Genomic DNA, 24,502 nt, shown 5'->3' with positions numbered 1-24,502 from the left:
ACGAAGCGGCAGCTTTGTGTGCCGGGCACACTCCACTTCGGCGAGTGTGCCCGGGTGCCGGTCTTCAGCAGACTGTCGAGCATGGCAGAGCGTAGAGCGACATGAGTATCGACATGGTCCGGACCCCGTCGGTCGATGTCCTGATGGCCCGCAGCTGGTTCCTGGTTCCCGCAGTCGATTCCGAAACAATCACCGCCGCAGCCCAGTCCGGAACCGACTGCCTCGTCGTCGACCTGGAGGACGGGCTGCCTTCGGCCGCAAAGGACGACGGACGTGCCTGCGTTGCCGGATGGCTCGACAGTCACCGCGGCTGGGTACGTCTCAATGACGCGACCACCGACCACTGGCAGCGTGACCTCGAGTCGATCCGGGGGTCGAGGGGCTTGCAGGGGGTGATGTTGTCGAAAACGGATTCGCCCGAACAGATTCGTGCCACCGCCGCCGCACTTCCCGGTGTGCCGGTGGTTGCCCTGATCGAATCGGCCGCCGCGGTCGTGGCCGCCTACGAGATCGCCCGCACTGCGCCGGTGGTGCGGCTGGCATTCGGGATCGGCGACTACTGCCGCGACATCGGCGCGGGCCGCAGCCCGATGGCGCTCGCGTACGCGCGATCACGGCTGGTCAACGCCAGTCGCGCCGCGGGCATCGGTGCGCCCGTCGACGGACCGACACTCGTGCTCGACGCCGAGGTGACGCGGTCCGATGCGCTGCTTGCTCTCGACATGGGTATGACGGGCAAGCTGACCTTGTCGAGCGAGCAGGTCCCGGTGATCAATTCGGCGTTGGCCCCGGATGCGGACGAAGTGGTCTGGGCCGAGACGATCATCGACCGTCTCGGCGCCGACGGCAGTCGCGCCACCCATGGCGGTCACCGACCTCAGCTCGCCCGTGCCCATGACATCTTGCGGCGATCCGCGCACTTCACGGGGCGTCGAGCGCTCCGATGACCGCGGTTGTCGTCTCGGCAATGGCGTCGCTGTTCGGTTGAGCCGCTTCCTGATTGGTCGAACTGTCGGTCAGGATGACGAGCACGAGGGGGTTGCCCCTCCCGATCCCACACCACGCCGGCGTCGTTGGCGGTTCCGAATCGTCCGGTTCCGGTCTTGTCGGCGGCGGACCACCCCGGCGGCAACCCTGCCCGGATACGCGTGTCGGAGGTGGTGCTGGCGCGTAGCCAGTCGAGCAACTGCCGTCGGTGGTTGGGCTCGAGCTCGTCGCCGAGGAGCAGTGCCCGGTAGCCCTCGGCGAGGCCGTCGGTCGTGGACGTGTCGCGGGGATCGCCGCGGAGGGCGGTGTTCAGTTCGGTCTCCCAGCGGTCGAGTCGGGTGGTGTCGTCACCGATGCTGCGAGCGAGTGAGGTGATGGCCTGCGGACCCCCGATTTCCGTCAACAGTAGGTTTCCGGCGGTGTTGTCGCTGCGGGTGAGGGCCGCTTCGGCGAGCTCCGCCAGCGTCATCGAGGTGCCCACTGCCGCCGCGGTGACCGGTGAATTCTCCACCAGAGCAGAGGCTTCGACGGGAATCGCCTTGTCGAGTGACGAGGTGCCTTCACTCGTACGGCGGAGAACCTCTGCGGCGGCGTACGTCTTGAACGTCGAGCACAGGGCGAACCTTTCGGCGCCGCGATGCCTGTACACGGCCCCGGTGATGGGATCGACTGCCGTGACACCGATGCGGGTCGAGTACTGCGCCTCCAGCTCAGCGATGCGTGAGTCGAGGAAAGCCGCCTGCGCCGACGAAACTGCCGACGCGACGGCCGGTGCCGACGTGACGGGTCGAACGGATTCCGCGGCGTCCGTGCAGGCGCCGAGCAGCAGAGGCAGTGCGAGCGCGAGGGTGTAGACGTGGCGAGGAGATCGTAGTCGGGTCATGCACACAATCTCGGGCTGATGGGGCGCGAACGCAAAGACGTGAACGTCGCCCCGCCGAGTCGTCTTCGATATCACCGCAGCGTGGCACCCGTCCGCACAGGACCTTTTTGGTGGACGCACCCGGCCGCGTTGTTCGCCGCTGGTTCAATGGTGGGCATGGATCTTCTCCGCCATCTCAGTTTCTTTGTCGCCGTTGCGGAAGAGGGTCACTTCGGAAACGCCGCAACCCGGCTGGGGATGACACAGCCGCCGCTGTCGCAGGGAGTCCGGCGGCTCGAACAGCGACTCGGCACCGAACTCGTTTCCCGCAGTGCGCGCGGTGTCGGGCTGACGGAGGCGGGACGGCACCTGTTGCCGCGGGCGCGGCTGCTCGTGAACGATGCCGCCCGGTTCGAGGACGAGGCGCGCCGCCTCGCCGGCGGAAGCGACGCGGTGGTGCGATGGGGTGTGACGCCCGCGTTGGGCGACGATGTCGTGGTGCGGTGTGTTCGTGCCCTCCGCGACGCGGACCGCGCCCACCGGACGAGGGTGATGACGCGAACAGCGGCAACGACCGACTTGGTGGAAGAGGTCCGCAGCGGCAGTCTCGACGTGGCGGTGATCGAACATCCCGCGCTGCTCACCGGGCTCGGCAGTGGGCCTGTCCTGAAGATCCGGCGCTGGGTGGTGGTTCCGGACGATCACCCCGCAGCGACCGCCCGACAGCCGCAGGTCCGAATGTTGCGGGGGTTGACGCTGTCGACCGGCCCACGCTCGGACAACCCACCGGCGCACGATCTGTTCGTCGACCTGTGGCGGGCCCGCGGCCTCGACCCGGACGTCGTCGTCGCGCCGGGACCACGGGAGGTGCTCGCCCACGTGGCGGCCGGTGGCTGTTTCGGGGTGACCACGACTTCGCCGGCGGACATGCCGGGGGTGGCCTGGCTCGACCTGGTCCGCCACGACTTGGCCTTGCGCGTGCGCATCGTCTGGCGGTCGGGCAGTGACGTCTCCGTCTCCGCAGGCGCGCTCGACCGAGTGCTGTTCAAGGGCGGGCGATGACTTCGTCGCCCGAGAAACGGATCCGTGATGTCTTCGCCGACGCCGGGTGCGTCGGCTGGCTCCACGCGCGCCGGGTCGGCCCGACCGATGACGCCGTTCCGGCCGTCTCCGTCGACGGTGACGACCTGGTTGTCACCGCGTCGGTGTACAAACTGCCGCTGCTGGTCGCCCTCTGCCGCGCCTTCGACGCGGGCACTCTGTCGTCGACGTCGACGGTGCGTGTCAACCCTGCGGACTGCACGCCGGGGCCGACCGGGGTGTCGATGTTCCGCGATCCCGTGGTGATGAGTTGGCGGGATCTCGCGCTGTCGATGATGACCGTCTCCGACAACGCCGCGGCTGATCTCGTTCTCGGCGGAGTCGGTCTCGACGCCGTCGACAGGGTGCTCACCGACCTGTGTCTGACACGGACCCGCATCGTGGGCGGGACGGCGGACGTGCATCGGAAACTGGTGATCGACTCCCACGCGCACACCACTGCGGAAGCGTTCGCCGCGCTCGCCGACAACGACGATGCGTGGACGGTGTCGGCCTACGACCCCTCGTACGCGAGTGCCACCACCCCGCGTGAGATGACGGCGCTGCTCGACGCGATCTGGACGGACCGGGCGGTGTCGCCGGTGCAGGGCGAGTTCATCCGGCAGGTGATGGCCGCGCAGGTGTGGCAACACCGAATCCGCTCGGGATTTCCCTATGCCGACGTCACGGTGGCGGGGAAGACCGGCACCATCGGGGCGATCCGCAACGAGGTGGCCGTGGTCACCTTCCCGGGTGAGATCCCGGTGGCCGTGGCCGTGTTCACACGGGCAGCGCGGGCGGATCCCCTTCTGCCCGTGGTGGATCAGGCGATCGGCCGCGCCGCCCAGATCGCGGTGACCGAACTTCGGTCCGGACGCATCGAGTGAGACCCGGTGTCGATGTGCTGCGTCCGCTCAGCCGGGATAGCGGCGGGGAGTGAAGACCCGGGTGCCGTGTTCGTTCTCGACGACGGTGGTCATCGAGGAGCCGACGATCAGCAGGCACCGCATGTCGATCTCGGCGGGGTCGAGATCGGCGAGGCGGACCACCCGCACCGATTCCTGCACGCCGGCCACATCGCGTCCGATGATCACGGGGGTGTCGGGGGAGCGGTGCTCGAGCACGAGGTCGCGCATCGCGGCCACCTGCCAGGTACGTGACTTCGACGCCGGGTTGTAGACGGCGAACGCCATGTCGGCGCTCGCGACCGCCGAAATACGTTGCGCCACGATGTCCCACGGCTTCAGCCGGTCCGACAGGGACAGGACGGCGTAGTCGTGGCCGAGGGGAGCACCGACACGGCTCGCCACCGCGTTGGCGGCGGTCATGCCGGGGAGCACGCGGACGGGAACGTCACGCCACTGGTCCTCGGCAGCCACCTCGAGCACGGCCGCGGCCATGGCGAACACCCCCGGGTCACCGGAGGACACCACGGCCACCCGGGCCCCGTTCTTGGCCAGGTCGAGCGCCATCGCCGCGCGTTCGGCCTCGACGCGGTTGTCGCTGGCATGCCGGCGCTGACCGGGCCGTTCGGGCACCCTGTCGATGTACGGACCGTAGCCGACGACGTCGGTGGCGAGGGACAATTCGTACTGCACTTCGGGGGTGGTCCAGGCGTGATCGCCCGGACCCAGTCCGACGACGACGAGTTCGCCGGTGGGTGCTGTGGTGTCCCCGCGGCTGTTGGACGGGCTCGGGATCACGGCGATCGAGAAGTAGGGCACGTCGCTGTCGGATACCTCGTCCGCGGAGGCGATCCGTTCCCGGTCGGTGCTGGCCCGCTCGACATACCAGGCCTCGTCGATGCGGCCGGAATCTTTCAGCGCCTGGCGGACCGCCGGATAGGTGCGGCCGAGCTTGAGGATCGCGGCGGCGTCGGTCTCACGGAGGCGTCGGGTCAATTCCGCCTGCGGCAACGTTCCGGGCAGGACGGTGAGCACTTCCTCACCCTCGACCAGCGGCATGGCCAGGGCGGCCGAGGCGGCGCTCACGGCAGTCACACCGGGGATCACCTCGGCGTCGAACCGCTGCGCCAACCTTTTGTGCATGTGCATGTACGAGCTGTAGAACAGCGGGTCACCCGCGGCGAGCAGCGCGACCGAACGACCGGCCTCGAGATGCGCGGCGAGCCGCCCCGACGCGTGCTCGTAGAACTCGTCCATCGCCCCCTGATAGCCGCCGGGATGATCGATCGTCTCGGTGGTGACGGGGTAGACGAGGTGCTCCTCGATCTGGTCCTCACGCATGTATGGGGCCGCGACACCGCGGGAGATGCTTTTGCCGTGCCGGGCGCTGTGGAACGCCACCACGTCGGCCTCGGCGATGACCCGCGCCGCCTTGACCGTCACCAGTTCCGGATCGCCCGGACCGATTCCGACTCCCCACAGTTTGCCGTGCGCACTCGTCTCGGCGCTCATTCCACTTCACTCGCAATCGCGTTCAGGGCCGCCGCCGTGATGGCACTGCCACCCCGTCTGCCGCGCACCACCAGGTAGTCGAGGCCGCTCCGATGCTCGATCAGTGCTTCCTTCGATTCGGCCGCACCGATGAAACCGACCGGACCACCGATCACCGCGGCGGGACGCGGCGCGCCCGACTCGATCATGTGGAGCAGGTAGAAGAGGGCGGTGGGGGCGTTCCCGATCGCGACAACGGCACCCTCGAGTTTGCTGCCCCACAACTCCAACGCGGCGGCCGACCGGGTGTTCCCGATCTGCGCGGCCAGGACGGGTACCCGGGGGTCGCGTAGCGTGCACAGCACTTCGTTGTCCGCGGGCAGTCGCTTGCGGGTGACGCCGGCCGCCACCATCTGCGCATCGCAGAAGATCGGGGCGCCGTTCGCGAGGGCCTCCCGCGCGGCCTTGACGACACCGGGGGTGAATGCGACGTCGTCCACCAGATCGACCTGGCCGCTCGCGTGGATCATGCGGACCACGGCCTGCGAGACGTCCGCGGGGAAGGCGCTGAGATCTGCTTCGGCGCGAATCGTGGCGAAGGACTGGCGGTAGATCTCCGCGCCGTCTCGGATGTACTCGATCATGGCCTCACGATAGAGGCAGTGCTGTCAGCGGTGGTCCACCCGGTAACCGGTTGCGGTCGCAACGACATCGGTCACCTCACCCTTGGGGCGCCCGCAGCAGCGGTCACAACCCGACCAGTGTTGCCTCCCGTCGGAGGGGAGCTCGCCACCGAGAACGGCGTCCCGGGCGTCGGTGCGTACGTCGGCGAGCGCCTTGTCGCAGCCCGGCCGGCCCGTGCAGGCCGTGACGTTCAACCAGGGGGAGTTCTCGTCGAAGATCAGGCCCATCGGTGCGAGGACGCGGACCACCTGCTCGGCGGACCACTCGTCGAGGTCGCACAGCAGCACCGACCTCCATGGGGTGACGATCACCGGTTTCTCCACCGCGGCCAGGAACTCCGCCATCCTCGAGTCGAGGACCCCGAACGCGAGGCCGCCGCCGAGCGTGACGGTGCCGTCCGGCTGATCCAGCCACCCGATCGGGGGCCGGTGCTCGGCGAACCCGGCCACCGGTTGTGCGGTGGGCGCAAGGGCAAGGGCGGTAAGGGTCCGTTCGACGCCGTCGTCGATCTCGGACAGCCGCCACTGCCCGTCGCGTAGGCCGAGGAAGGTGCGGGCCGCGTCGAGCAGCACGTGCACCGACTGGGTCGCGGAAATCCGGGCCCCGCTGTCGCGGCCGGCCAGCACCAACGCCACCTCGGTCTCGCTCACCGCGTGTATCCCGAAATCGCCGCCGAGCGCGGACACGTCACCGCGGCCGTCGTCGAGGGTGAAGAGGACGCGGCCGGGGAGGTCGGCCAGCGCGGTGTCGGCGCACAAACTCCGGTCGAGTTCGTCGACCACGTCCCGCAGGTCGGCGACGCCACCGATGCGCCCCGTCAACGGCGAGGCGAGGATGTTGCGTACCCGTTCGTGGGTGTGCGTGGGCAGCAGGCCGGTGTCTGCGAGCCGCCTCGCGAACTCCGGGGGATCGCCGACGGCGCGAAGCTGCACGTTGCCGCGGGAGGTCAGTTCGATCTCCCCGTTCCCGAGGTCGCGGGCCGACTCGGCGAGCACCTGCAGCTGCGCGGGCGTGAGAACACCACCGGGCAGCCGCACGCGGGCGAGCGGACCGTCGGCGGCCTGATGGACCTGTAGCGCCCCCGGGCAGGCGTCGGGGCGGGAACGAGGGGCGACCATGGTCCCAGGTTACGTCGGCCGCCCGGTAGCATCACGAGCACTTGCGGCAGCAGGAGAGGAAGCCGGTGCAATTCCGGTGCGGTCGCGCCACTGTGAGCTCGCCGAACCCGGTGGGCGAGCCAGACCCTCACCTGCCGTCCTGTTGACCCACGGTTCCGAAACCGACCCGGTTTTCGGCAACCACCGCCACGGGGCGCGACACCCCAGGAAGGCTCCACCTGTGATCCTGCTGCTCTCCACCTCCGACACCGACCTGCTCAGCGCACGTGCCAGCAAGGCGGACTACCGCTGGGCCAACCCGGCACGGTTGCTGGTCGAGGAGGACCTGCCGGGACTGCTCGCGGGCGTGGACCTCGTCGTGGTCCGGATTCTCGGTGGCCGCCGGGCGTGGGAGGACGGGCTCGACGCGGTGCTGGCCAGTGGCCTGCCGGTGGTGGTCCTGGGCGGTGAGCACGCCCCCGACGCCGAGTTGATGGAGTGCTCGACCGTGACCGCCGGCGTCGCCGCGGAGGCGCACAACTATCTGGCCGAAGGCGGAGCCGACAACCTCGCCCAACTGCACCACTTCCTGTCCGACACGGTCCTGCTCACCGGTCACGGTTTCGAGGCGCCGGTGCATCTGCCGAGCTGGGGTCTCGCACCGTTCGCCGTCGAGCCCGAAGCGCAGCGCCCGACCATCGCCGTGCTCTATTACCGAGCCCAGCACCTGGCCGGGAACACCCGCTACATCGAGGCGCTGTGCGCCGCGATCGATGCTGCCGGGGGCAACCCGCTGCCGATCTACTGCGCGTCGCTGCGCACCGCCGAGCCCGAGCTGCTGCAGACGCTGCGCCGCGCCGACGCCATGGTGGTCACCGTGCTCGCCGCAGGCGGCACCAAGCCCGCCGGTGCGTCCGCCGGCGGCGACGACGAGGCGTGGGATGTCGCCGCGCTCGCCGCACTGGACGTGCCGATCCTGCAGGGGCTGTGCCTGACGAGCAGCCGGGAGTCGTGGGAGTCCAACGACGACGGGCTCTCCCCGCTCGACGTCGCCACTCAGGTCGCGGTGCCCGAGTTCGACGGACGCCTCATCACGGTGCCGTTCTCGTTCAAGGAGATCGACGCGGACGGGCTGTCCACGTATGTGCCCGACGCCGAACGGGCATCCCGGGTGGCCGGCATCGCCGTCCGGCACGCCCGCCTGCGCCATATTCCGGCGTCCGAACGTCGCATCGCCCTGATGCTGTCGGCGTATCCCACCAAGCACGCCCGGATCGGCAACGCGGTCGGTCTCGACACCCCGGCGAGTGCGATCCGCCTGCTCACCGACATGCGGGCGGCCGGGTACGACCTCGGCCCGGCCGACGGCCCGGACGCGGTGCCCGGTCTCGCCGCGCAGGACGGGGACGCGCTCATCCACGCCCTGATCGCCGCGGGCGGCCAGGACCCCGACTGGTTGACGGCCGAGCAGCTCGAGGGCAATCCGATCCGCATTTCCGCCGCCCGCTACCGGGAATGGTTCTCGGCGTTGCCGGCGGAGCTGCGCGACGGGGTGGAGGAACACTGGGGCCCGGCACCGGGCGAGTTGTACGTCGACCGCTCCCAGGATCCCGACGGTGAAATTGTCATCGCCGCAATGCAGTTCGGCAACCTGGTGCTCATGGTGCAGCCGCCCCGCGGTTTCGGGGAGAAGCCGGTGGCCATCTACCACGACCCCGACCTGCCGCCGAGCCACCACTACCTCGCCGCCTACCGCTGGATCGCCGCGCAGACCGCGGACGGTGGTTTCGGCGCCGACGCGGTGGTGCACCTCGGCAAGCACGGCAACCTCGAATGGCTGCCCGGTAAGACCCTCGGCATGTCGGCGTCGTGCGGCACCGACGCCGCCCTCGGCGACCTCCCGCTCATCTACCCGTTCCTGGTCAACGATCCCGGCGAGGGCACCCAGGCCAAACGGCGTGCACACGCCACCCTGGTCGATCACCTGATTCCGCCGATGGCCCGTGCCGAGAGCTACGGCGACATCTCACGGCTCGAGCAGCTCCTGGACGAGCACTCCAACATCTCCGCCCTGGACCCGTCGAAGCTGCCGGCCATCCGCCAGCAGATCTGGACGCTGATGCGTGCCGCCAAGATGGACCACGACCTCGGGCTCGAGGAACGACCCGACGAAGACGTGTTCGACGACATGCTGCTGCACGTCGACGGCTGGCTGTGCGAGATCAAGGACGTCCAGATCCGGGACGGGCTGCACGTGCTGGGGCAGGCGCCCCGCGGCGACGCCGAGGCGGAATTGATTCTCGCCATGCTCCGTGCCCGGCAGATGTGGGGTGGGGAGCAGAATGTTCCCGGTTTGCGGGAGGCACTCGGACTCAGCGAGGACGGCGACGAATCGCGCACCCGCGTGGACGACGTCGAGGCCCAGGCCCACGCGCTCGTGCGGGGCATGGCCGACGCCGACTGGCGGCCCGAGGCAGCCGACTCGCTGACCGAAGACGCCACGGTCGCGAAGATCCTTCGTTTCGCCGCGACCGAGGTGGTGCCCCGACTCCGGGAAACCGACAACGAGATCGCGCAGGTTCTGCACGCCCTGGACGGTGGATTCATCGCCGCCGGGCCGAGCGGTTCACCGCTGCGCGGGCTCATCAACGTGCTTCCGACGGGCCGCAACTTCTACTCCGTCGACCCGAAGGCCGTGCCGTCGCGCCTTGCGTGGGAAACCGGGCAGGCGATGGCCGACTCGCTTCTCGAGCGGTACCGAGCCGACCACGGGGATTGGCCGCGGTCGGTGGGGTTGTCGGTGTGGGGCACCTCCGCGATGCGCACCTCCGGCGACGACATCGCGGAGGTGTTCGCGCTGCTCGGTGTGCGGCCGGTGTGGGACGAGGCCAGCCGCCGGGTGGTGAGCCTCGAGGTGATCGACCTCGTCGAGCTGGGCCGCCCGCGCATCGATGTGACCGTGCGGATCAGCGGCTTCTTCCGCGACGCGTTCCCGCACGTGCTGGCCCTGCTCGACGACGCGGTCCGGCTCGTCGCCGCGCTGGACGAACCGGCGGAGAGCAACTTCGTGCGCGCGCACGCGCAGGCCGATCTGGCGGACCACGGTGACGAGCGGCGCGCGACCACTCGCATCTTCGGGTCGAAACCCGGAACCTACGGCGCCGGACTGCTGCAGCTGATCGACTCCAAGAGCTGGCGCGGCGACGCCGATCTCGCCGAGGTGTACACCACCTGGGGCGGTTTCGCCTATGGACGCGGACTCGACGGCGCCCCCGCCGCCGACGACATGCGTGCAGCGTACCGGCGAATCACCGTGGCCGCCAAGAACACCGACACCCGCGAGCACGACATCGCCGATGCCGACGACTACTTCCAGTATCACGGTGGCATGGTCGCGACGGTGCGCGCGCTCACCGGGACGTCACCGGAGGCGTACATCGGTGACAGCACCCGACCCGACTCGGTGCGGACCCGCACCTTGTCGGAGGAGACGTCCCGCGTGTTCCGCGCCCGGGTGGTCAACCCGCGTTGGCTCGAGGCGATGCGCCGGCACGGGTACAAGGGGGCGTTCGAGATGGCCGCCACCGTCGACTACCTGTTCGGGTACGACGCCACCACCAACGTCGTCGCCGATTGGATGTACGAGAAGCTGGCCGAGTCGTACGTTCTGGACGAGCAGAACCGCAAGTTCATGGAGAAGTCGAACCCGTGGGCGCTGCACGGAATCGCCGAGCGGTTGCTCGAGGCCGCGGAGCGGGACATGTGGGAACACCCCGAGAAGGCCACGCTCGATGGGCTCCGTCAGGTGTACCTCGACACCGAGGGTGAACTCGAGGGCGACTGAGACGGCGTTCCCGCGGGCTAGCATGGCCGGGTGACCACAGAATTCGATCGGGTGTCGGCCGCCAAGTATGTTCTGCTCACCACGTTTCGCAAGGACGGCTCCCCGGTGGCGACGCCACTGTGGGCGGCCCCCGACGGGGACCGGCTACTGATGTGGACGGTCACCGACTCCTACAAGGTCAAACGAATCCGCCGCAATCCGGAGGTCACGGTGGCGGTGTGCGATGTCCGGGGAAAGCCGAAGGGGCCGGAGGTCCCGGGGCGGGCGGTGGTCCTCGATACCGCGGGCACCGATCGCGCGCGCGAGGTCATCGCGCGCAAGTACGGGATTCTCGGGTGGATTTCGATGAAGCTCAGCCTGCTTCGGCGAGGTAGGACGGGCACCATCGGACTCGCCGTCAACCCGGACGACCGGTAGCGACCACCCGCGCCGACGCGAGACCGTCGGCGAGCAGCGCGATCTCCGCGGGATCGGGAAGCAGGACGTCGGCGTGCCAGGGGAGTGCACGCACCGTGGCCTCGGACGACTGTGCCCCGAGGAGACCACCGACCAGGGCGGCGACGGTGTCGGTGTCGCCGCCGAGCCCGATGGCCTGCTCGAGGGCCTCTCGGAGTGGTCGGGCGGAAGCCGCGCAGAACAGCACGGCCGCGAGGGTGTCGTACGGATCGAGTGACACGCCGGCCGCATCGGCCGCCCACTGATCATCGGCGACCGCGGCGAGGAGTTTTTCGATGCGGCGATCCGCACCGCACAGGTGGACCGCGACGGCGGCTTCCTCACGGGCGACCTCCAGTAGTTCACGCCCGGTTGCACCGTCGAGTGCCCATGCCGCGCAGGCCGACATCACCACCGCCGCGCCCTGGGCGTTCGGCGACGGGTGCGTGGTGCGGGACAGCGCGTGGGTGAGGGCCCGGCGACCGTCGGGGTCGTCGACCGGGACGAACCACCCCACCGGCAGCGCTCTCATCACCGCACCGTTCGTGTTTCCGCCCGCCTCAGGTGGGCGGCCGTGGTCGCGGTAGTGCTGGATCGCCGCGTGTGTCGAGGGGCCGATACCGGGAACGCGGTCGGCGCGCTCGCTCAACAACCGCAGGAAGTGCTCCGCCGGATCCGCGTGCGCCGCGGTGATCAGGACCTCAGCCACCAGAAGGGTGAGCGCTGTGTCGTCCGACGTCGAGCCGCGCGGCCAGCCCGGGCGCACCGGCAACGCCACCGCCGCCGAAAGGTCGATCTCCGCAGCCGGCGCGCCCTCGCAGGGAACGCCGAGAGCGTCACCGCAGGCATAGGCGCGCAGTGCCGCGCCGATCCGGTTCCGGTAGATGTCCACGGTGACGGCGTCGCTGTCCATCCGGCCTCCCTCCGCCCGCGCGGGCCCGTGTGTGAGGGCAACCTACAACAGCTTTGTCCAGGTTTACAGGGCAGCCGGCGACGACGCGCCCGGCGGCAGGGTGGGGATGCGGCCACCCAGGTGTTCGATTTACCCACTCCGGGGTGGTGGCCACCGATCCCGTTGAGCGCGACGATCACCCTGTGCGCCGTGTCAGGTCCCGATCCGCCCGATTGCTCGCCGCCCAGCCGAAGGACGGCACCCGATGAGCCGTCGGATGATGGTCGCGGCCGTCCTCTCGGCGGTCGCGCTGGCTGTCGCGGTGACGGCGTCCGTCGAGTGGCGGATGTGCCGAACAACCTTCGGCCCTACGGAATTGGCGTTGTTTCTGACGGTCGGTGGGGTGTTCGTGGCGGCGGGTCTGGTCGCGGGCCGGCACCGGCCGGCCGACACCCTGGGACACCTGCTGGTGGCGGCCGGGTTGCTCTGGATGACGAAAGGTCTTCGGCTGTCGTCGATTCCGGTTCTATTCACCACCGGCGCGGTCTTGACCAACATGTATATACCGGTGCTGATCCAACTGGTGTTCAGTTTCCCCTGGGGGCGGTTGCACCACCGGTGGGAGCGTCGGTTCCTAGGCGGATGTTACGCGTATTACGCGGTGTCCGTGGTCTTCGAGCTGGCCTTCCTGGACACCCGCCGCGTCGATTCCACCCATCCACCCGGGTTGAACCTTCTCCTGGTACGGGACGACCCGACGGTCTTCGCAGCGATGCAAATCGTCTTCGGAGTCGGGGGAATGGCGATCGGTCTGGTGCTGATCGGTGTCCTCCTCGCGCGGTGGCGTTCGGGTACGCGGGCATACCGGGCCGCCGTCGCACCGTTGTGGGTCGCCGCGCTGCTCGGTACCGCCGCCACCGCGTGGACCCCGCTCGCCTCGGTCTGGGTGCACGGTCCACAACAGGCGTGGACCCTGCTTCTGCGGTATCCGTCGACCGCGCTGATCCCACTCGCCGTGTTGGTGGGGCTGTGGCGATACCGAGTCACCCGGGCTGCGGTGCGCAATCTGTCGATCGATCTCGGCGCCGCCCCCTTCGGTGCGGGCGTGGTCGACGCACTGCGTGAGGCACTCCGCGACCCCGGCCTGGTGCTGTGGTCGTACTCCCGCGCCTACGACGGATATGTGGATGCACAGGGACGACGCCAGGTCCTTCCGCGTAGAAACGATCCCCGGGAGGCGACCACTCTCATCCACGACGGAGTTCTGATCGGGGCATTGGTGTACGACAAGGCGGTCTCCGATCAGCCGCGGCTCCTCGCGGAGGTGCGCACCGCCACCAGTCGGGCGCTCGGCGCTCGGCGACGGGACGACGTACTCGGGCAGCGTCGTCGCGGGGTGTCAGCACGGGGCAACAGGTAGCGCGAGGGACGCGATCCCGTCACGCAGTCGGCACCGACAGAGCAGGTGGGCGACCCGACGGCGACAGGGAGGTGGCCCAGTCGCCGAACGCCATCGCACTCGATCCGGCGGGCAGCGGCGCCGCCTGTCGCCGATCGGCCAGTACGACCAGCATTCGTGCGGCGCGCTGCACGCTCACGTGGTGGTGCCGGGAGACATCCAGCAGTTCCTCGAATGCTTCGGCGTCGCCATACCCGCGGCTGGCGATGAGAATGCGCTTCGCTGCGGCGAGAATCTCGCCGGGGCCGGGCGGGTGCGTCGACGTGGTGCCTTCCGGGGAAGGACACAGACGGAGTGAAGTGCTCATACAGCGGCAACGGACAGGGCGGTCGCCAGAAGAACGATCAGTCCCACGGACGCTCCCACCAGCAGCGAGTCGGTAAGGACGCCGCTGCCCACACCGGAGACAAGGCACACGAAGCCACCGAGGGCAACATTCCCGAAGTCGGCTTTCGCCGCGACGATCGATCGGCGCGACTCGGGGGTGAGCGTGTCGCGATCGAGGGCACTGGAGTGCATACAACCTCCTGGGCAGAGTGCAAAAGGACATAACTCGGCGCACGCCGAATACGCGGCAAAGTCACCTGAGTTGTGGTCCCCTTCTCTGGAGACCGAAATGTGACGTCCCTCGCCACTTCCTCGGTGAGTGAGAAATGTCATAAACGGGACGCCTGGACCTTTATAGCGCACACGGGCACCTTATGTCACCTGGACAATTGTCCAGCACGATGCGGCGCCGTTTCGGTGTGCGTCGCCGCGGGTACCGACACGACATGAATTTCCCACGCACCGCGGTCGTCACCGGCTCCGATTCAGGAATAGGTCGCGCAGTGGCGGTGGCCCTCGCGGCAGCAGGGGTGAACGTCGGTATCACTTATCACGCCGACCGGGACGGTGCAAACAACACAGCCCGCGAGGTCCGCGACAACGGTGCAGACGCGTACGTCCGCCACCTCGACCTGACCGACCTGCCCCACTCCAGTGCCATCATCGACGAACTCGCCGCCGAGCTCGGCGGCGTCGACGTGCTGGTGAACTGTTCGGGCACTGGTACCGCGGTGCCGGTTATGGAGATGGACTTCGCGACGTGGCGGGAGGTGCTGTCGGTCAACCTGGACGGCGCCTTCCTGTGCACGCAGCGCGCCGTCCGGCACATGATCGATGCCGGGCGCGGCGGCCGCATCATCAACATCACCAGTGTCCACGAGCACGCACCCAAGTTCGGGGCGGCCCCGTACTGCGCGTCGAAAGCGGGGCTGGGCGGGTTGACGAAGGTACTGGCGCTGGAACTGGCGCAGTACGGAATCACGGCCAATTCGGTGGCACCTGGCGAAATATCTACGCCTATGACGGGACAGACGGACGAGGAGCCCCGTGCGAAGGATCGGCCGGGCGTCCCCGGGCGTCGTCCCGGCGACGCGCGGGAAGTGGCCGCCGTCGTGTCGTTCCTCGCGTCACCCGAGGCGAGTTACGTCACCGGGTCGTCCTATGTGGTGGACGGCGGAATGCTTCTGATGGGGCCGGAGGCCAACGCCCGCTTGCAGAGCGGTGAATGGACGGTTGCGTCGGGGAACGCCTGAACTATGATGCCTGACTCACCGAGGACATGTGGAAGTCGGGAATCCGCAACGCCGGCATGGCTGTTCGGGTGAACCAGTCCTTCCATTCCCGCGGCAGCGTGCGTTCGGTGGCCCCGGCCTGGGAGACTCTTCGGAGCAGATCGAGGGGGCTTTCGTTGAATCGGAAGTTGTTCACGGCGCCCGTCACCTTCCCGTTCTCGACGAGGTAGACGCCGTCGCGGGTCAGCCCGGTCAGCAACAGGGTCGCCGGGTCGACCTCGCGGATGTACCACAGGGTGGTCAGCAGCAACCCGCGTTCGGTCTCGGCCACCATCTGATCGAGCGACAGCGAACCACCAGCGTCGAGAATCAGGTTGTCCCCGGGCACGGTGACCTCGGCGCCGAACTCCCGGGCCGCCGCACGCGGATAAGCGAGTGCATGGACCGAGCCCTCCCGCACCCAGTCGACGCGGCCGGCGTCCAAGCCGTTGTCGAACACCGACACCGACTCGGAGGAGGATCGGGTCGCGACGAACGGGGCGTATTCCAAGCCCAGTGCGGCGGGATCGGAGGTGAGCGTGAGAGGGAGCGCGGAGAGGCGTTCGCCGATTCGGGTGCCGCCGGGCGCCGACAGCGCGGAGTGCCCTTCTTCCGCGGCCCTGCCCTCCATGGTCCACATGAGATAGATCATGAGATCTGCCACGGCCGACGGCGGAAGAAGAGTTTCGTAGCGGCCGGCGGGTAGCTCCACCCGGGTACTCGCCCAGTCGAGGCGAGTGGACAACTCCTCGAGCATCTTCGAGCCGGGGACGTCGGTGAAGTCCTTGGTGCTCGTGCCCACCCACGCGCTGGCGTCACCGCGTTTGGCATTGATCTCGACGGACCCGGTGGGCTGGACGAATCGACGCCGGATCCCGGTGGAGGTGCCGAGCCAGGTGGTGTGCAGTTGGTGATGGGCGAAGCCGTAGAGCTGATCGCTGTCGTCGAACCCCATCGCAAGGTCCTGGGCGAGTTGCTCGAACGCGCCGATCTCGGTGACGGCGGCCGTCTCGTCCCACTGCGGGTCAGTGTCGGTCGCGGCGAGTAGCGGCATCGCGTCGGAGGCGGGACCGGCGGCGCGAGCGGCAGATTCGGCCGAACGGACGACGCCGTCGATGTCCGCGGCGTCCACGGAGGCCGAGGTGACGATCCCGACCTTCGCCTCGTCACCGTCCCGGACGATGGAGACCACCGTCCAGCTGCGTGACGTCGAGAGGCCGTTGGTGGTCATCGAGTTGCCGGCCCACCGCAGTGCGGCCTCGCTGGCGTCGGTGACGAGGACGATGGTGTCGTCCACCGTGGCGCGGGCGAGGACCTGCTCGACGAGTTGCTGCGGGGCGATCATCGGGCACCTTCCGTCCGGGTGTTCAAAACGTTGACGCCGCGGAACAACGCGGACGGGCAGCCGTGGCTGACAGCCGCGACCTGACCGGGTTGCGCCTTGCCGCAGTTGAACGCGCCGCCCAGTTGCCAGGTGGAACGTCCCCCGAGGGCCTCCAGCGACCCCCAGAAGTCGGTGGTGGTCGCCTGATACGCGACGTCGCGTACCTGCCCGTCGATCCTGCCCCCGCGGATGCGGTAGAACCGCTGGCCGGTGAACTGGAAGTTGTACCGTTGCATGTCGATCGACCAGGACTTGTCGCCGACGATGTAAATCCCTTCCTCCACGCCGGAGATGAGGTCCGTGGTGCTGCGATCGGTGTCCGGGTCGGGCTGGAGCGACACGTTGGCCATGCGCTGAATGGGCACGTGATGGGGCGAGTCGGCGTAGGAGCACCCGTTGGACCGGTCGAGACCCAGTCGTGGCGCGAACGCCCGGTCGAGTTGGTAGCCCACCAGCACACCGTCCGTCACGAGGTCCCAGGACTGCGTTTCGACGCCCTCGTCGTCGTATCCGACGGTGGCCAGGCCGTGGGGTACCGTCCGGTCCGCGGTGACGTGCATGATCGGGGTCCCGTACCGCAGGGTGCCGAGCTTGTCGGGTGTGGCGAACGAGGTGCCCGCGTATGCGGCCTCGTACCCGATGGCCCGGTCGTATTCGGTGGCGTGCCCGATGGATTCGTGGATCGTCAACCACAGGTTGGTCGGGTCGATCACCAGGTCGGTGGGTCCGGCCACCACGGTCGGGGCCTTCACCTTCTCGGCCAGTAGTTCCGGGAGTTCGGCGAGTTCGGTGGTCCAGTTCCACGTGTTGTCGGATCGCAGGTATTCCCAGCCGCGGCCGACCGGGGGCGCGAGCGTGCGCATGGTCTCGAACACCCCTGCCGACTGATCCACGGTGGTGGCCTCGAGTTGTGGGTGCAGGCGAACCCGCTGCTGCACGATGGAGGAGCCGGCGAGGTCGGCGTAGAACGTCTGTTCTTTCACCTGCAGGCACCCGGCGGTGACATGGTCGACACCGTCGGTCGCGAGCAAACGGTGGGAGTACTCGCCGAGCAGCGAAACCTTCTCTGCCGTCGGCACTTCGAACGGGTCCACCTCGTATTCCGACACCCACTGGGCCTCGGCGTACACCGGTTCGTCGGCGAGTTCGACCTGTTCCCGGTTCAGTCCGCGCAACGCCCTGGCTACCGCGACCGCCTGCTCTGCCGTTGCCGCAGCGGTGGCCGGGGTGAGCTCGGCGTGCGAGGCGAACCCCCATGTGCCCTCCACCACCACGCGGACCGCGAAGCCCACCTCGTTGGTGTCGACCGCCGCCTGAACCTTGCCGTCGCGCAGCCGAAGAGACTGGCTGGTCAGTCGGTGAACCCGCAGATCGGCGTGGGAGGCGCCGGCCGCGCGCGCGGCGCCGAGTGCGGCGTCCGCCAGCACACGCAGAGGGAGGGCGAGGAATTCCGGATCAACCTGTCGTGGAGCCGTCACGGGGACCACCGTAGTCGGAAACTCAGCCGAACTGTTGCCAACCCAGCCGCAGCACCATGCCGATGACCACCACCAGCAGGGTGATTCGGACAAATCCGGCACCCTTGCTCAACGCCATGCGCGAACCGACGACCGCGCCCAGCACATTGCACACCGCCATGCCGAGGCCCAGCGCCCACAACACGTTTCCACTGGCCGCGAAGAACGCCAGCGCACCGAGGTTGGAACCGAGGTTGATCACCTTCGCCATCGCGGCGCTGCGCACGAACTCGGTGCCGAGGAACGTCGCGAAGATGATGATCAGGAAGGTTCCGGTGCCGGGGCCGAACAGCCCGTCGTAGAACCCGAGCAACCCGCCGGCCAGCAGTACGACGGCGACCATCTTCCGCTGCGTCGGCGGATCCTTCGCCAGGGTGATGCCGAGTTGCGGCCGTGCGGTCACGAACACGGCGACACCGACGAGAACCACCATGATCAGCGGGATGAAGACGTCCTTGTCGATGCGGGTCACCGTGGCCGCGCCGAGCGCGGACGTCGCCGCAGCAAGGAGACCTGCGGGGATCAGTAGCCGCCACGCCATCCGGACACGTCGTGCGAAGGTCACGACGGCCGCGAAGGTGCCGGTCACCGCGGTCAGTTTGTTCGTGCCCAACGCGACCTGGGGCGTCAGGTGCGGGGCGACGAGGAACAGCGCCGGGATGAGGATCAACCCGCCGCCACCGACCACGGCATCGACCCAACCAGCGGCTGTCGCGGCGATCAGCAGCAGGCCCCAATCGCCGGCGGTCACTGCCGAGTCGCTGCCGCGGACGGAGTGGGCGAACTTCTGCGGACCAGCGATCGTCGGGGCACGGCTCACCATAGTAGGAGTGGGCACGGTCCCTACCTGCGTTCGGGCGCTGCGACCGCACAGCTACTGGGGTTTCGGCCTTGGGGTGCAGTGCTGAAGCAGTTGAGTGACACGGTGTTCCGGAGCCGCTAGAGGCGGCCGCCGAGGATGAGATTCCAGTAGATCCGCGGCAGCGCGTAGCGGTCGAACGCCCAGGCTGTGCGGCGCGGCTTCAGTGGGTCGAGGAACGAGGGCAGCGACGACGCCACCGAACCGGTGCGGTCGTACTCGCCGGCGATGAGTCGCCGCAAGCTGATCGTGATGGGGGCGACGGTATATCCGTCGTAGTCGGTGAGGGCTCGTCCCTGCCTGGTGGCGAGCAGATTGTCCACCAGAATCGAAATCTGCTGTCGCAGAGCACCACCGGACGGGTCGGTGTCGACGGCGGCTCCGTCTCCCGCCGCCCAGACGTTCGGGTACGCGCGATGCCGGAAGGTGTGCGGATCGATGTCGACGAGTCCGTGCGGATCGTCCCCGGTCAGGTTCGAGGTCGCGAGCCAGCGCGGGCCCCGGAAGGGCGGCACCAGGTGGAGCATGTCGTACGAGAGGTGCTCGGGGGTCCCGTCGGAGTCGGTCACGGTGATCGCGCGCTCGTCCGGTTTCAGCTCGGTGACCGTGGTGTCGTGCCGCACGCGAACGCCGAGGTCGCGGAGATGATCGAGGAGCCGGGCGTCGAGGTCCGGAACACCCAACAGTTGGGGGCGGTCAATGACCAGCGTGATGTCGACACCCGGCAGCCGTCCGGTGTGCTTCCAGTGCGCGGCGGCCAGGAACAGCGGTTTGACAGTGGTTCCGGTGCAGCTGACCGGTGGGCGCGGCACGGTGAACACCGCGTGCCCTCCGGCCGGCATCGCCTGCACCAGCTTCCACGTCTCCTCGGCGCGGTCCACATAGTTGCTCGCCACCGCGGAAGTGTGCAGTGCCGCGTCGATACCCGGCAGGGCGTCGGTGTCCGGCACCAGGCCGGGCCCCAGCACCAGGTCGGTGTACCCGTAGGTCCGTCCGGACGCGCACCGCACGGTTTTCGCCGCCGCGTCGACGACCAGGGCCGTGTCCTGAAGCCAGGTGCACCGGTGCGGCGTCACCGATCGTTGGGTGCGTTCTGCGCTCCGCAGGGATGCCTGTCCGCCGCCGACGTAGGACAGCAGCGGGCGGTAGGTGTGCACGCGCTGCGGCTCCACCACTGCGACGTCGGTGATGCCGCGGCGGATCAGCCGCCCTGCCGCACTGAGTCCGGCGTTACCGCCGCCGACGATCAGTACATCGAAGGATCGGTCACTCTCGCCGCCGTTGGCATTCATTCTTCGGGCAGTACCCGGGACGGAAGTCCCGCAACCATCCAGGACGTGAGGTCCCCTGGCGGTGGCACGTGCTCACCTCCGGAGCCTGTACTACCTACGCTGTGGTCATGCGAAGGTTCAGCCTGTGGCTGCGAGGCAAGCCGACGGTTGCGGACTCCATGCTGGCGGCGATTCTGTTCACGCTCGAGGTGTTCGCGTTCGCGGCGTCCGACGACCGGCCGCCGTGGGTGCAGTTGTTCATGGGTTTTCTGGTGTGCGTGCCGATCGTGTGGCGCCGCCGCTATCCACGTGCGGCTGCCGGCGCCATCCTGCTGGTCTCCATCACCGTCACCTTCGTCAGTTATTCGCTCGGTGACGTCGACGCCGAGCATCCCGCCCTCCTCGCACTCGCCGTCGCCCTCTACACCCTTGTTGCGTATGTCGACCGGCAGACGGCGGCTGTCTACGCGGTCGGGCTGCTCGTCGACTCCGCTCTCTCCATCTGGTTGCTCGACCAGCGGGTGATCGAGATCGGTCTGTATTCCGCGTTGATCTACGCATTGTCCTGGATCACCGCGGAATTCCTGGGTGCCCGCCGGGCCTACGACGAGGAAGTGGCGGCGCGGTTGGCGGTCGCCGACTACGACCGCGACCGCCGCGCCGAGGACGCGGTGGCCGCGGAGCGCACGCGCATCGCGAGGGAATTGCACGATGTGGTGGCACATGCCGTGAGTGTGATGATCGTTCAGGCGGATGGTGCGTCGTATGCGATGACGAAAAATCCGGCGGTAGCGAAACAGGCGCTGACCAACATTGCGAGCACCGGGCGGGAGGCGCTTGCGGAACTGCGGCGCACGGTGTCGCTGCTGCGGACCGAACCCGCCGTCGACGACATGCCCCAGCACGGTACCGCTGGTCTCGCCCGGGTGGTCGACATGATGCGTAGCGCTGGTTTGCCGGTCGAACTCGAACTGACCGGGGAGCTGGACGACATCAGCCCCGCCGTCAGCCTGGGCATTCACCGGTTGGTGCAGGAGTCGTTGACCAATGTGTTGCGCCACGCGGGGGAGCGTCCCCGGGCCAAGGTCAGGGTTCGCCGCCGTGAAGTCGACGTGCTCGTCGAGATCACCGACAACGGCAACGCGACCGAAAAATTCACACTCGGCTCGGGCAACGGGTTGCTCGGGATGCGGGAACGGGTTGCTGTGCTGCACGGCACCCTCGAGGCAGGTCGGCAGACCGACGGAAGCTGGCGGGTGACCGCGGAGTTACCGCTGCAGCTCGAGGACTGAACCCGGCGAATCAGTTAGCCCTTGACCTAAGTGTTCTACCGGTGATACTTTGCCTTATGGCTCAGTATTCGGAGCAGTTGGACGGCATTTTTCAGGCACTCGCCGACCCCACCCGCAGGGCAGTGTTGACCCGACTCGGCGAAGGACCGGCGAGTGTCGGCGAATTGGCGAAACCGTTCGACATGGCATTGCCGTCGTTCATGAAGCACATCCGCTTCCTCGAGGACAGTGGGTGGATTCAGACCCGTAAGCAAGGTCGCGTTCGCACCTGCGTCCTGGAGGAGACGTCGATGGTCACCGCTCAGGCGTGGCTGGCGAAACAACGCGCCCTGTGGGAGGGCCGCACCGATCGGCTCGCGCAGTTCGTCACTACTCGAGAAAAGGACAATCGGAATGAATCCGTCACTGATACATGAGCTGGACCTGACGATATCGCGCGTCATCGAGGCGCCGAGGTCGGCTGTCTGGAATGCCTGGACCGACCCCGCCAGCTTCGAGCAATGGTGGGTGCCGGCTCCCGCCAAGTGCCGCGTTCTGGAAATGGACCTTCGCCCCGGCGGGGCATTCACCACCCAGATCAGCGAGGACGGCGGTGAATTCGCGCCCCACATCAACGGATGCTTCCTCGCGGTCGACCATCTCGAGCGGATCGTCTTCACCAACTCCCTCGTCGGTGGATGGCGACCCGCAGAAAACCCGTTCATGAGCGCGATCATCACCCTCGCCGACCATCCGCAGGGCACCGAATACGTGGCCCATGTGATGCACAAGAACAATGCCGACCGGAATATGCACGAGGAAATGGGTTTCGCCGACGGGTGGGGCACCGTGATCGCGCAGCTGGCCGCAATGGTCGAGCGGTAGGGGAGTGCACGGCGGGCGCATCGCACCGGCCGCCGTGGTGGAAGTGGCGCCGATGTCGATCAGTGCCCACACTGGAGGAGGTACCCCACCCGAGGACGTTGGGTGGGGCGAACCGTCAGGAGACCGCTATGGCCAACGAGAGACCGTTCGGATTCGACCCCGACGACCTCGACCGCGTGATTCGGGAAGCGAGTGAGGAGCTGCGCGGCTTCAAGGACAAGATCGTTCACTTCGTCGAGGCGGACGCCCAGATTCCCTGGACAGGCCTGTTCGCCGACATTGCCGCCAGAACGAAGCGTCCCGAACCCCGGCCGGAAACGACCGGCGACACCGGCGACGGCGTGTGGGCAATCTACAGCGTCGACGACGGCGGCGTCGCCCGCGTCGAGGAGGTGTACGCCACCGAACTCGACGCCCTCCGCGCCCACAAGCACAACACCGATCCGCGGCGATCGGTGCGCTTCCTTCCCTACGGCGTCACCGTCAGCGTCCTCGATCAGCCGAAGGAGGATCAGCCGAAGGAGCCGCCGGCACCGGAAGCTGAGTAACCGGACGCGTCTTCATGGAGGGTCTCGGTGGCCGCCTGCTCCTGGTGCGGGCAGGCCCATCGATACCCGCTGCTGCGGGCGTGGCGGTCTCAGTCCCAGGCCTTGCGCTCACGACGTCCGCGTGTCACGCTCTAGAACTATGACTATCGGAAAGGCGAACCCCGCCACCGTCGCGTGAGCGCCGCACCGTTTCGTTCGGGGTCTCGACACCGAACGACATTCCCCGAAAATCTCGGTACCTCGACCGAGCTCATGTTCGCCGTCGAATCCGTGCGCGATGCATGGCTCGGGCACGGACTGTGTACACGCCCCGCCGATCGTGCCACTGCAGAATCGGCTGTGGCGCAACTGTATCGGAATGCGCGATCCTGGTAGCCGGAGTTCGTATGGGTTCGCTCTCCCGCAGCCGGGTCGGATCTGATCGTTGCCGAAGGATTGTCGACGCCGATGTCGTTCGACGACAACGGAATTCACTGTGCATCGGCTCGTATCGCTACCTTGGTGTCGGAATCGCGCAGACGCATGGATGCGGGTATCGGACGGAGGAGACCAGACTGGCCGTATGAACGCCGGGCGGTCGAGATCGGACGAATCCGGTCGCCCGAGGATGCTGCCCGGCTCGGCATCGGCCCGGATGGAATCATCCGAGCCAACCTCTGGAATTCCCTGCGTACCACTCTCTTCGGCGGAATCGCGGCTGCGATACGGACGCTTGCGGCCCCGGCTGCCCTCGGCGTGACCTGGTATGGACAGCAAGAAGCCCACCGGGTCGCCTACTACGACACGTACCGCCGGTTCGGCCTTGCCCGCTTTCGCTCCGACGACGACGAGCTACTCGACGTCCAGATCGCGCTGACCGGCGCAACCGGGTGGTGGTGGGCGTTCGACAACGTATGCGTCATGGCAGAACGGCCCACCGCACTTCGCACCGAGCCCATACCGGACCGGGTACACAACGAACGTCGGTTGCACGACTTTTGCGCTCCCGCACTCGAATTCGCCGACGGTCGAGCAGTGTTCGTTCAGCACGGGACCATTGTCCCGGACTGGGTGGTCCGCGAGCCGACTGTCGAACGCATCGCACGCGAACGCAATGTCGAGATTCGCCGATGTGCGATCGAGCGCATCGGGTGGGATACCTACATCGACACGGCCGGACTCGCGCTGGTCGACCAAGCCGACGATCCCGGCAATGCCGGTTGCATTCTGCAGCTCTACGTGACACCCGACGGTTGGGGGCGCCGCGACCGAATCCTTCTCGCCGTCAACGGTTCGTCTGAAAGGGACGGCCGCCGTCGGCGATACGGCCTGCACGTGCCCACCTGGATCTCGTCCGCACTGGATGCCGCCGCGTGGACCTACGGCATCAGCGGCACCGACTACGCCCGTCTCGTTCGACGAACCTGAACCCGAAACCACTCATTCGAAGGTGA

The 24,502-nt window shown here is 68.0% G+C and carries 21 protein-coding genes, 2 pseudogenes and 1 riboswitch; of the genes and pseudogenes, 12 read left to right on the top strand and 11 right to left on the bottom strand.

Going from position 1 to position 24,502, the window contains the following annotated elements:
• Positions 1 to 101 precede the first annotated feature (101 nt).
• Positions 102 to 947 (top strand): HpcH/HpaI aldolase/citrate lyase family protein, encoded by an 846-nt coding sequence (locus JQT59_RS23820; RefSeq protein ID WP_213572255.1) that lies wholly within the window; start codon positions 102 to 104, stop codon positions 945 to 947.
• Here JQT59_RS23820 and bla read toward each other — a convergent pair.
• Positions 922 to 1,870, bottom strand: a pseudogene (bla, locus tag JQT59_RS23815) (class A beta-lactamase). The gene JQT59_RS23820 and the pseudogene bla sit on opposite strands and share 26 nt — an antisense overlap.
• 147 nt (positions 1,871 to 2,017) lie before the next feature.
• Here bla and JQT59_RS23810 point away from each other — a divergent pair.
• Positions 2,018 to 2,911, top strand: coding sequence for a LysR family transcriptional regulator (locus JQT59_RS23810; protein ID WP_213578041.1), 894 nt, complete (start codon positions 2,018 to 2,020; stop codon positions 2,909 to 2,911).
• The gene (locus JQT59_RS23805; RefSeq protein ID WP_213572254.1) at positions 2,908 to 3,816 is read left to right on the top strand and encodes a serine hydrolase; all 909 of its coding nucleotides are present in this window, start codon (positions 2,908 to 2,910) and stop codon (positions 3,814 to 3,816) included. Before JQT59_RS23810 ends, JQT59_RS23805 begins: the two co-directional genes overlap by 4 nt.
• Before the next feature lie 27 nt (positions 3,817 to 3,843).
• Here the strand turns inward: JQT59_RS23805 and JQT59_RS23800 are convergent, their stop codons facing one another.
• From JQT59_RS23800 to cobG, 3 genes are read right to left on the bottom strand one after another with little or no spacing between them, the layout of a single operon-like run.
• Positions 3,844 to 5,346, bottom strand: a complete 1,503-nt coding sequence (locus JQT59_RS23800) for a precorrin-2 C(20)-methyltransferase (protein WP_213572253.1) — start codon at positions 5,344 to 5,346, stop codon at positions 3,844 to 3,846.
• Positions 5,343 to 5,969 (bottom strand): precorrin-8X methylmutase, encoded by a 627-nt coding sequence (locus JQT59_RS23795; RefSeq protein ID WP_213572252.1) that lies wholly within the window; start codon positions 5,967 to 5,969, stop codon positions 5,343 to 5,345. Before JQT59_RS23795 ends, JQT59_RS23800 begins: the two co-directional genes overlap by 4 nt.
• Positions 5,970 to 5,993: 24 nt before the next feature.
• The gene (gene cobG, locus JQT59_RS23790) at positions 5,994 to 7,127 is read right to left on the bottom strand and encodes a precorrin-3B synthase (protein WP_213572251.1); all 1,134 of its coding nucleotides are present in this window, start codon (positions 7,125 to 7,127) and stop codon (positions 5,994 to 5,996) included.
• 6 nt (positions 7,128 to 7,133) lie between these two features.
• Positions 7,134 to 7,276, top strand: a riboswitch (cobalamin riboswitch).
• Between the two features lie 71 nt (positions 7,277 to 7,347).
• Between cobG and cobN the strand changes: the two genes are divergently transcribed.
• Positions 7,348 to 10,950, top strand: a complete 3,603-nt coding sequence (gene cobN, locus JQT59_RS23785; protein ID WP_213572250.1) for a cobaltochelatase subunit CobN — start codon at positions 7,348 to 7,350, stop codon at positions 10,948 to 10,950.
• 30 nt (positions 10,951 to 10,980) lie between these two features.
• Positions 10,981 to 11,367, top strand: a complete 387-nt coding sequence (locus JQT59_RS23780; protein ID WP_213572249.1) for a PPOX class F420-dependent oxidoreductase — start codon at positions 10,981 to 10,983, stop codon at positions 11,365 to 11,367.
• Here the strand turns inward: JQT59_RS23780 and JQT59_RS23775 are convergent.
• Complete coding sequence (locus JQT59_RS23775; RefSeq protein WP_213572248.1) at positions 11,348 to 12,298, bottom strand: ADP-ribosylglycohydrolase family protein; 951 nt, start codon at positions 12,296 to 12,298, stop codon at positions 11,348 to 11,350. The two genes, JQT59_RS23780 and JQT59_RS23775, sit on opposite strands and share 20 nt — an antisense overlap.
• A 244-nt stretch (positions 12,299 to 12,542) precedes the next feature.
• Here JQT59_RS23775 and JQT59_RS23770 point away from each other — a divergent pair, with 244 nt between their 5' ends.
• Positions 12,543 to 13,697 carry a hypothetical protein gene (locus JQT59_RS23770; protein WP_213572247.1) on the top strand — a complete coding sequence of 385 codons (1,155 nt, stop codon included), beginning with the start codon at positions 12,543 to 12,545 and terminating at the stop codon, positions 13,695 to 13,697.
• A 19-nt stretch (positions 13,698 to 13,716) separates the two neighbouring features.
• Here the strand turns inward: JQT59_RS23770 and JQT59_RS23765 are convergent, their stop codons facing one another.
• Together JQT59_RS23765 and JQT59_RS23760 are read right to left on the bottom strand one after the other, a co-directional pair.
• A complete protein-coding gene (locus tag JQT59_RS23765) occupies positions 13,717 to 14,043 on the bottom strand; it encodes an ANTAR domain-containing protein (RefSeq protein ID WP_213572246.1) in 327 nt (108 codons plus the stop codon).
• A complete protein-coding gene (locus tag JQT59_RS23760) occupies positions 14,040 to 14,255 on the bottom strand; it encodes a hypothetical protein (RefSeq protein WP_213572245.1) in 216 nt (71 codons plus the stop codon). The genes JQT59_RS23765 and JQT59_RS23760 overlap by 4 nt, the downstream gene beginning before the upstream one ends.
• A 254-nt stretch (positions 14,256 to 14,509) precedes the next feature.
• Between JQT59_RS23760 and JQT59_RS23755 the strand changes: the two genes are divergently transcribed.
• Entirely contained in the window at positions 14,510 to 15,316 is an 807-nt protein-coding gene (locus JQT59_RS23755) for an SDR family oxidoreductase (RefSeq protein WP_213572244.1), read from the top strand.
• Position 15,317: 1 nt separating this feature from the next.
• Here the strand turns inward: JQT59_RS23755 and JQT59_RS23750 are convergent, their stop codons facing one another.
• The 4 genes from JQT59_RS23750 to JQT59_RS23735 all read right to left on the bottom strand — a co-directional run bounded on the left by JQT59_RS23750 (position 15,318) and on the right by JQT59_RS23735 (position 20,386).
• Entirely contained in the window at positions 15,318 to 16,679 is a 1,362-nt protein-coding gene (locus JQT59_RS23750; protein ID WP_213572243.1) for a metallopeptidase TldD-related protein, read from the bottom strand.
• Complete coding sequence (locus tag JQT59_RS23745; protein ID WP_213572242.1) at positions 16,676 to 18,196, bottom strand: TldD/PmbA family protein; 1,521 nt, start codon at positions 18,194 to 18,196, stop codon at positions 16,676 to 16,678. Before JQT59_RS23745 ends, JQT59_RS23750 begins: the two co-directional genes overlap by 4 nt.
• 22 nt (positions 18,197 to 18,218) lie before the next feature.
• The gene (locus JQT59_RS23740) at positions 18,219 to 18,986 is read right to left on the bottom strand and encodes a TSUP family transporter (RefSeq protein WP_213578040.1); all 768 of its coding nucleotides are present in this window, start codon (positions 18,984 to 18,986) and stop codon (positions 18,219 to 18,221) included.
• A gap of 188 nt (positions 18,987 to 19,174) precedes the next feature.
• Entirely contained in the window at positions 19,175 to 20,386 is a 1,212-nt protein-coding gene (locus tag JQT59_RS23735) for an NAD(P)/FAD-dependent oxidoreductase (protein ID WP_213572241.1), read from the bottom strand.
• Between the two features lie 107 nt (positions 20,387 to 20,493).
• Here JQT59_RS23735 and JQT59_RS23730 point away from each other — a divergent pair, with 107 nt between their 5' ends.
• The 5 genes and pseudogenes from JQT59_RS23730 (at position 20,494) to JQT59_RS23710 (ending at position 24,476) form a co-directional block, all read left to right on the top strand.
• Positions 20,494 to 21,657, top strand: coding sequence for a sensor histidine kinase (locus JQT59_RS23730; RefSeq protein ID WP_213572240.1), 1,164 nt, complete (start codon positions 20,494 to 20,496; stop codon positions 21,655 to 21,657).
• 56 nt (positions 21,658 to 21,713) lie between these two features.
• Positions 21,714 to 22,073 (top strand): ArsR/SmtB family transcription factor, encoded by a 360-nt coding sequence (locus tag JQT59_RS23725; RefSeq protein ID WP_213572239.1) that lies wholly within the window; start codon positions 21,714 to 21,716, stop codon positions 22,071 to 22,073.
• Positions 22,051 to 22,521: an SRPBCC family protein gene (locus JQT59_RS23720; protein WP_213572238.1), complete on the top strand. Its 471-nt coding sequence runs from the start codon at positions 22,051 to 22,053 to the stop codon at positions 22,519 to 22,521. The genes JQT59_RS23725 and JQT59_RS23720 overlap by 23 nt, the downstream gene beginning before the upstream one ends.
• 128 nt (positions 22,522 to 22,649) lie before the next feature.
• Positions 22,650 to 23,069 carry an Rv0313 family protein gene (locus tag JQT59_RS23715; protein ID WP_213572237.1) on the top strand — a complete coding sequence of 140 codons (420 nt, stop codon included), beginning with the start codon at positions 22,650 to 22,652 and terminating at the stop codon, positions 23,067 to 23,069.
• A 174-nt stretch (positions 23,070 to 23,243) separates the two neighbouring features.
• Positions 23,244 to 24,476, top strand: a pseudogene (locus JQT59_RS23710) (DUF6745 domain-containing protein).
• Positions 24,477 to 24,502 lie beyond the last annotated feature (26 nt).

This window comes from Rhodococcus sp. USK13 (assembly GCF_018343855.1).
Classification (GTDB): Bacteria; Actinomycetota; Actinomycetes; order Mycobacteriales; family Mycobacteriaceae; genus Rhodococcus_F; species Rhodococcus_F oxybenzonivorans.
The sequence above is the reverse complement of the archived record's forward strand: the minus strand, read 5'-3'. Positions and strand labels throughout refer to the sequence as shown.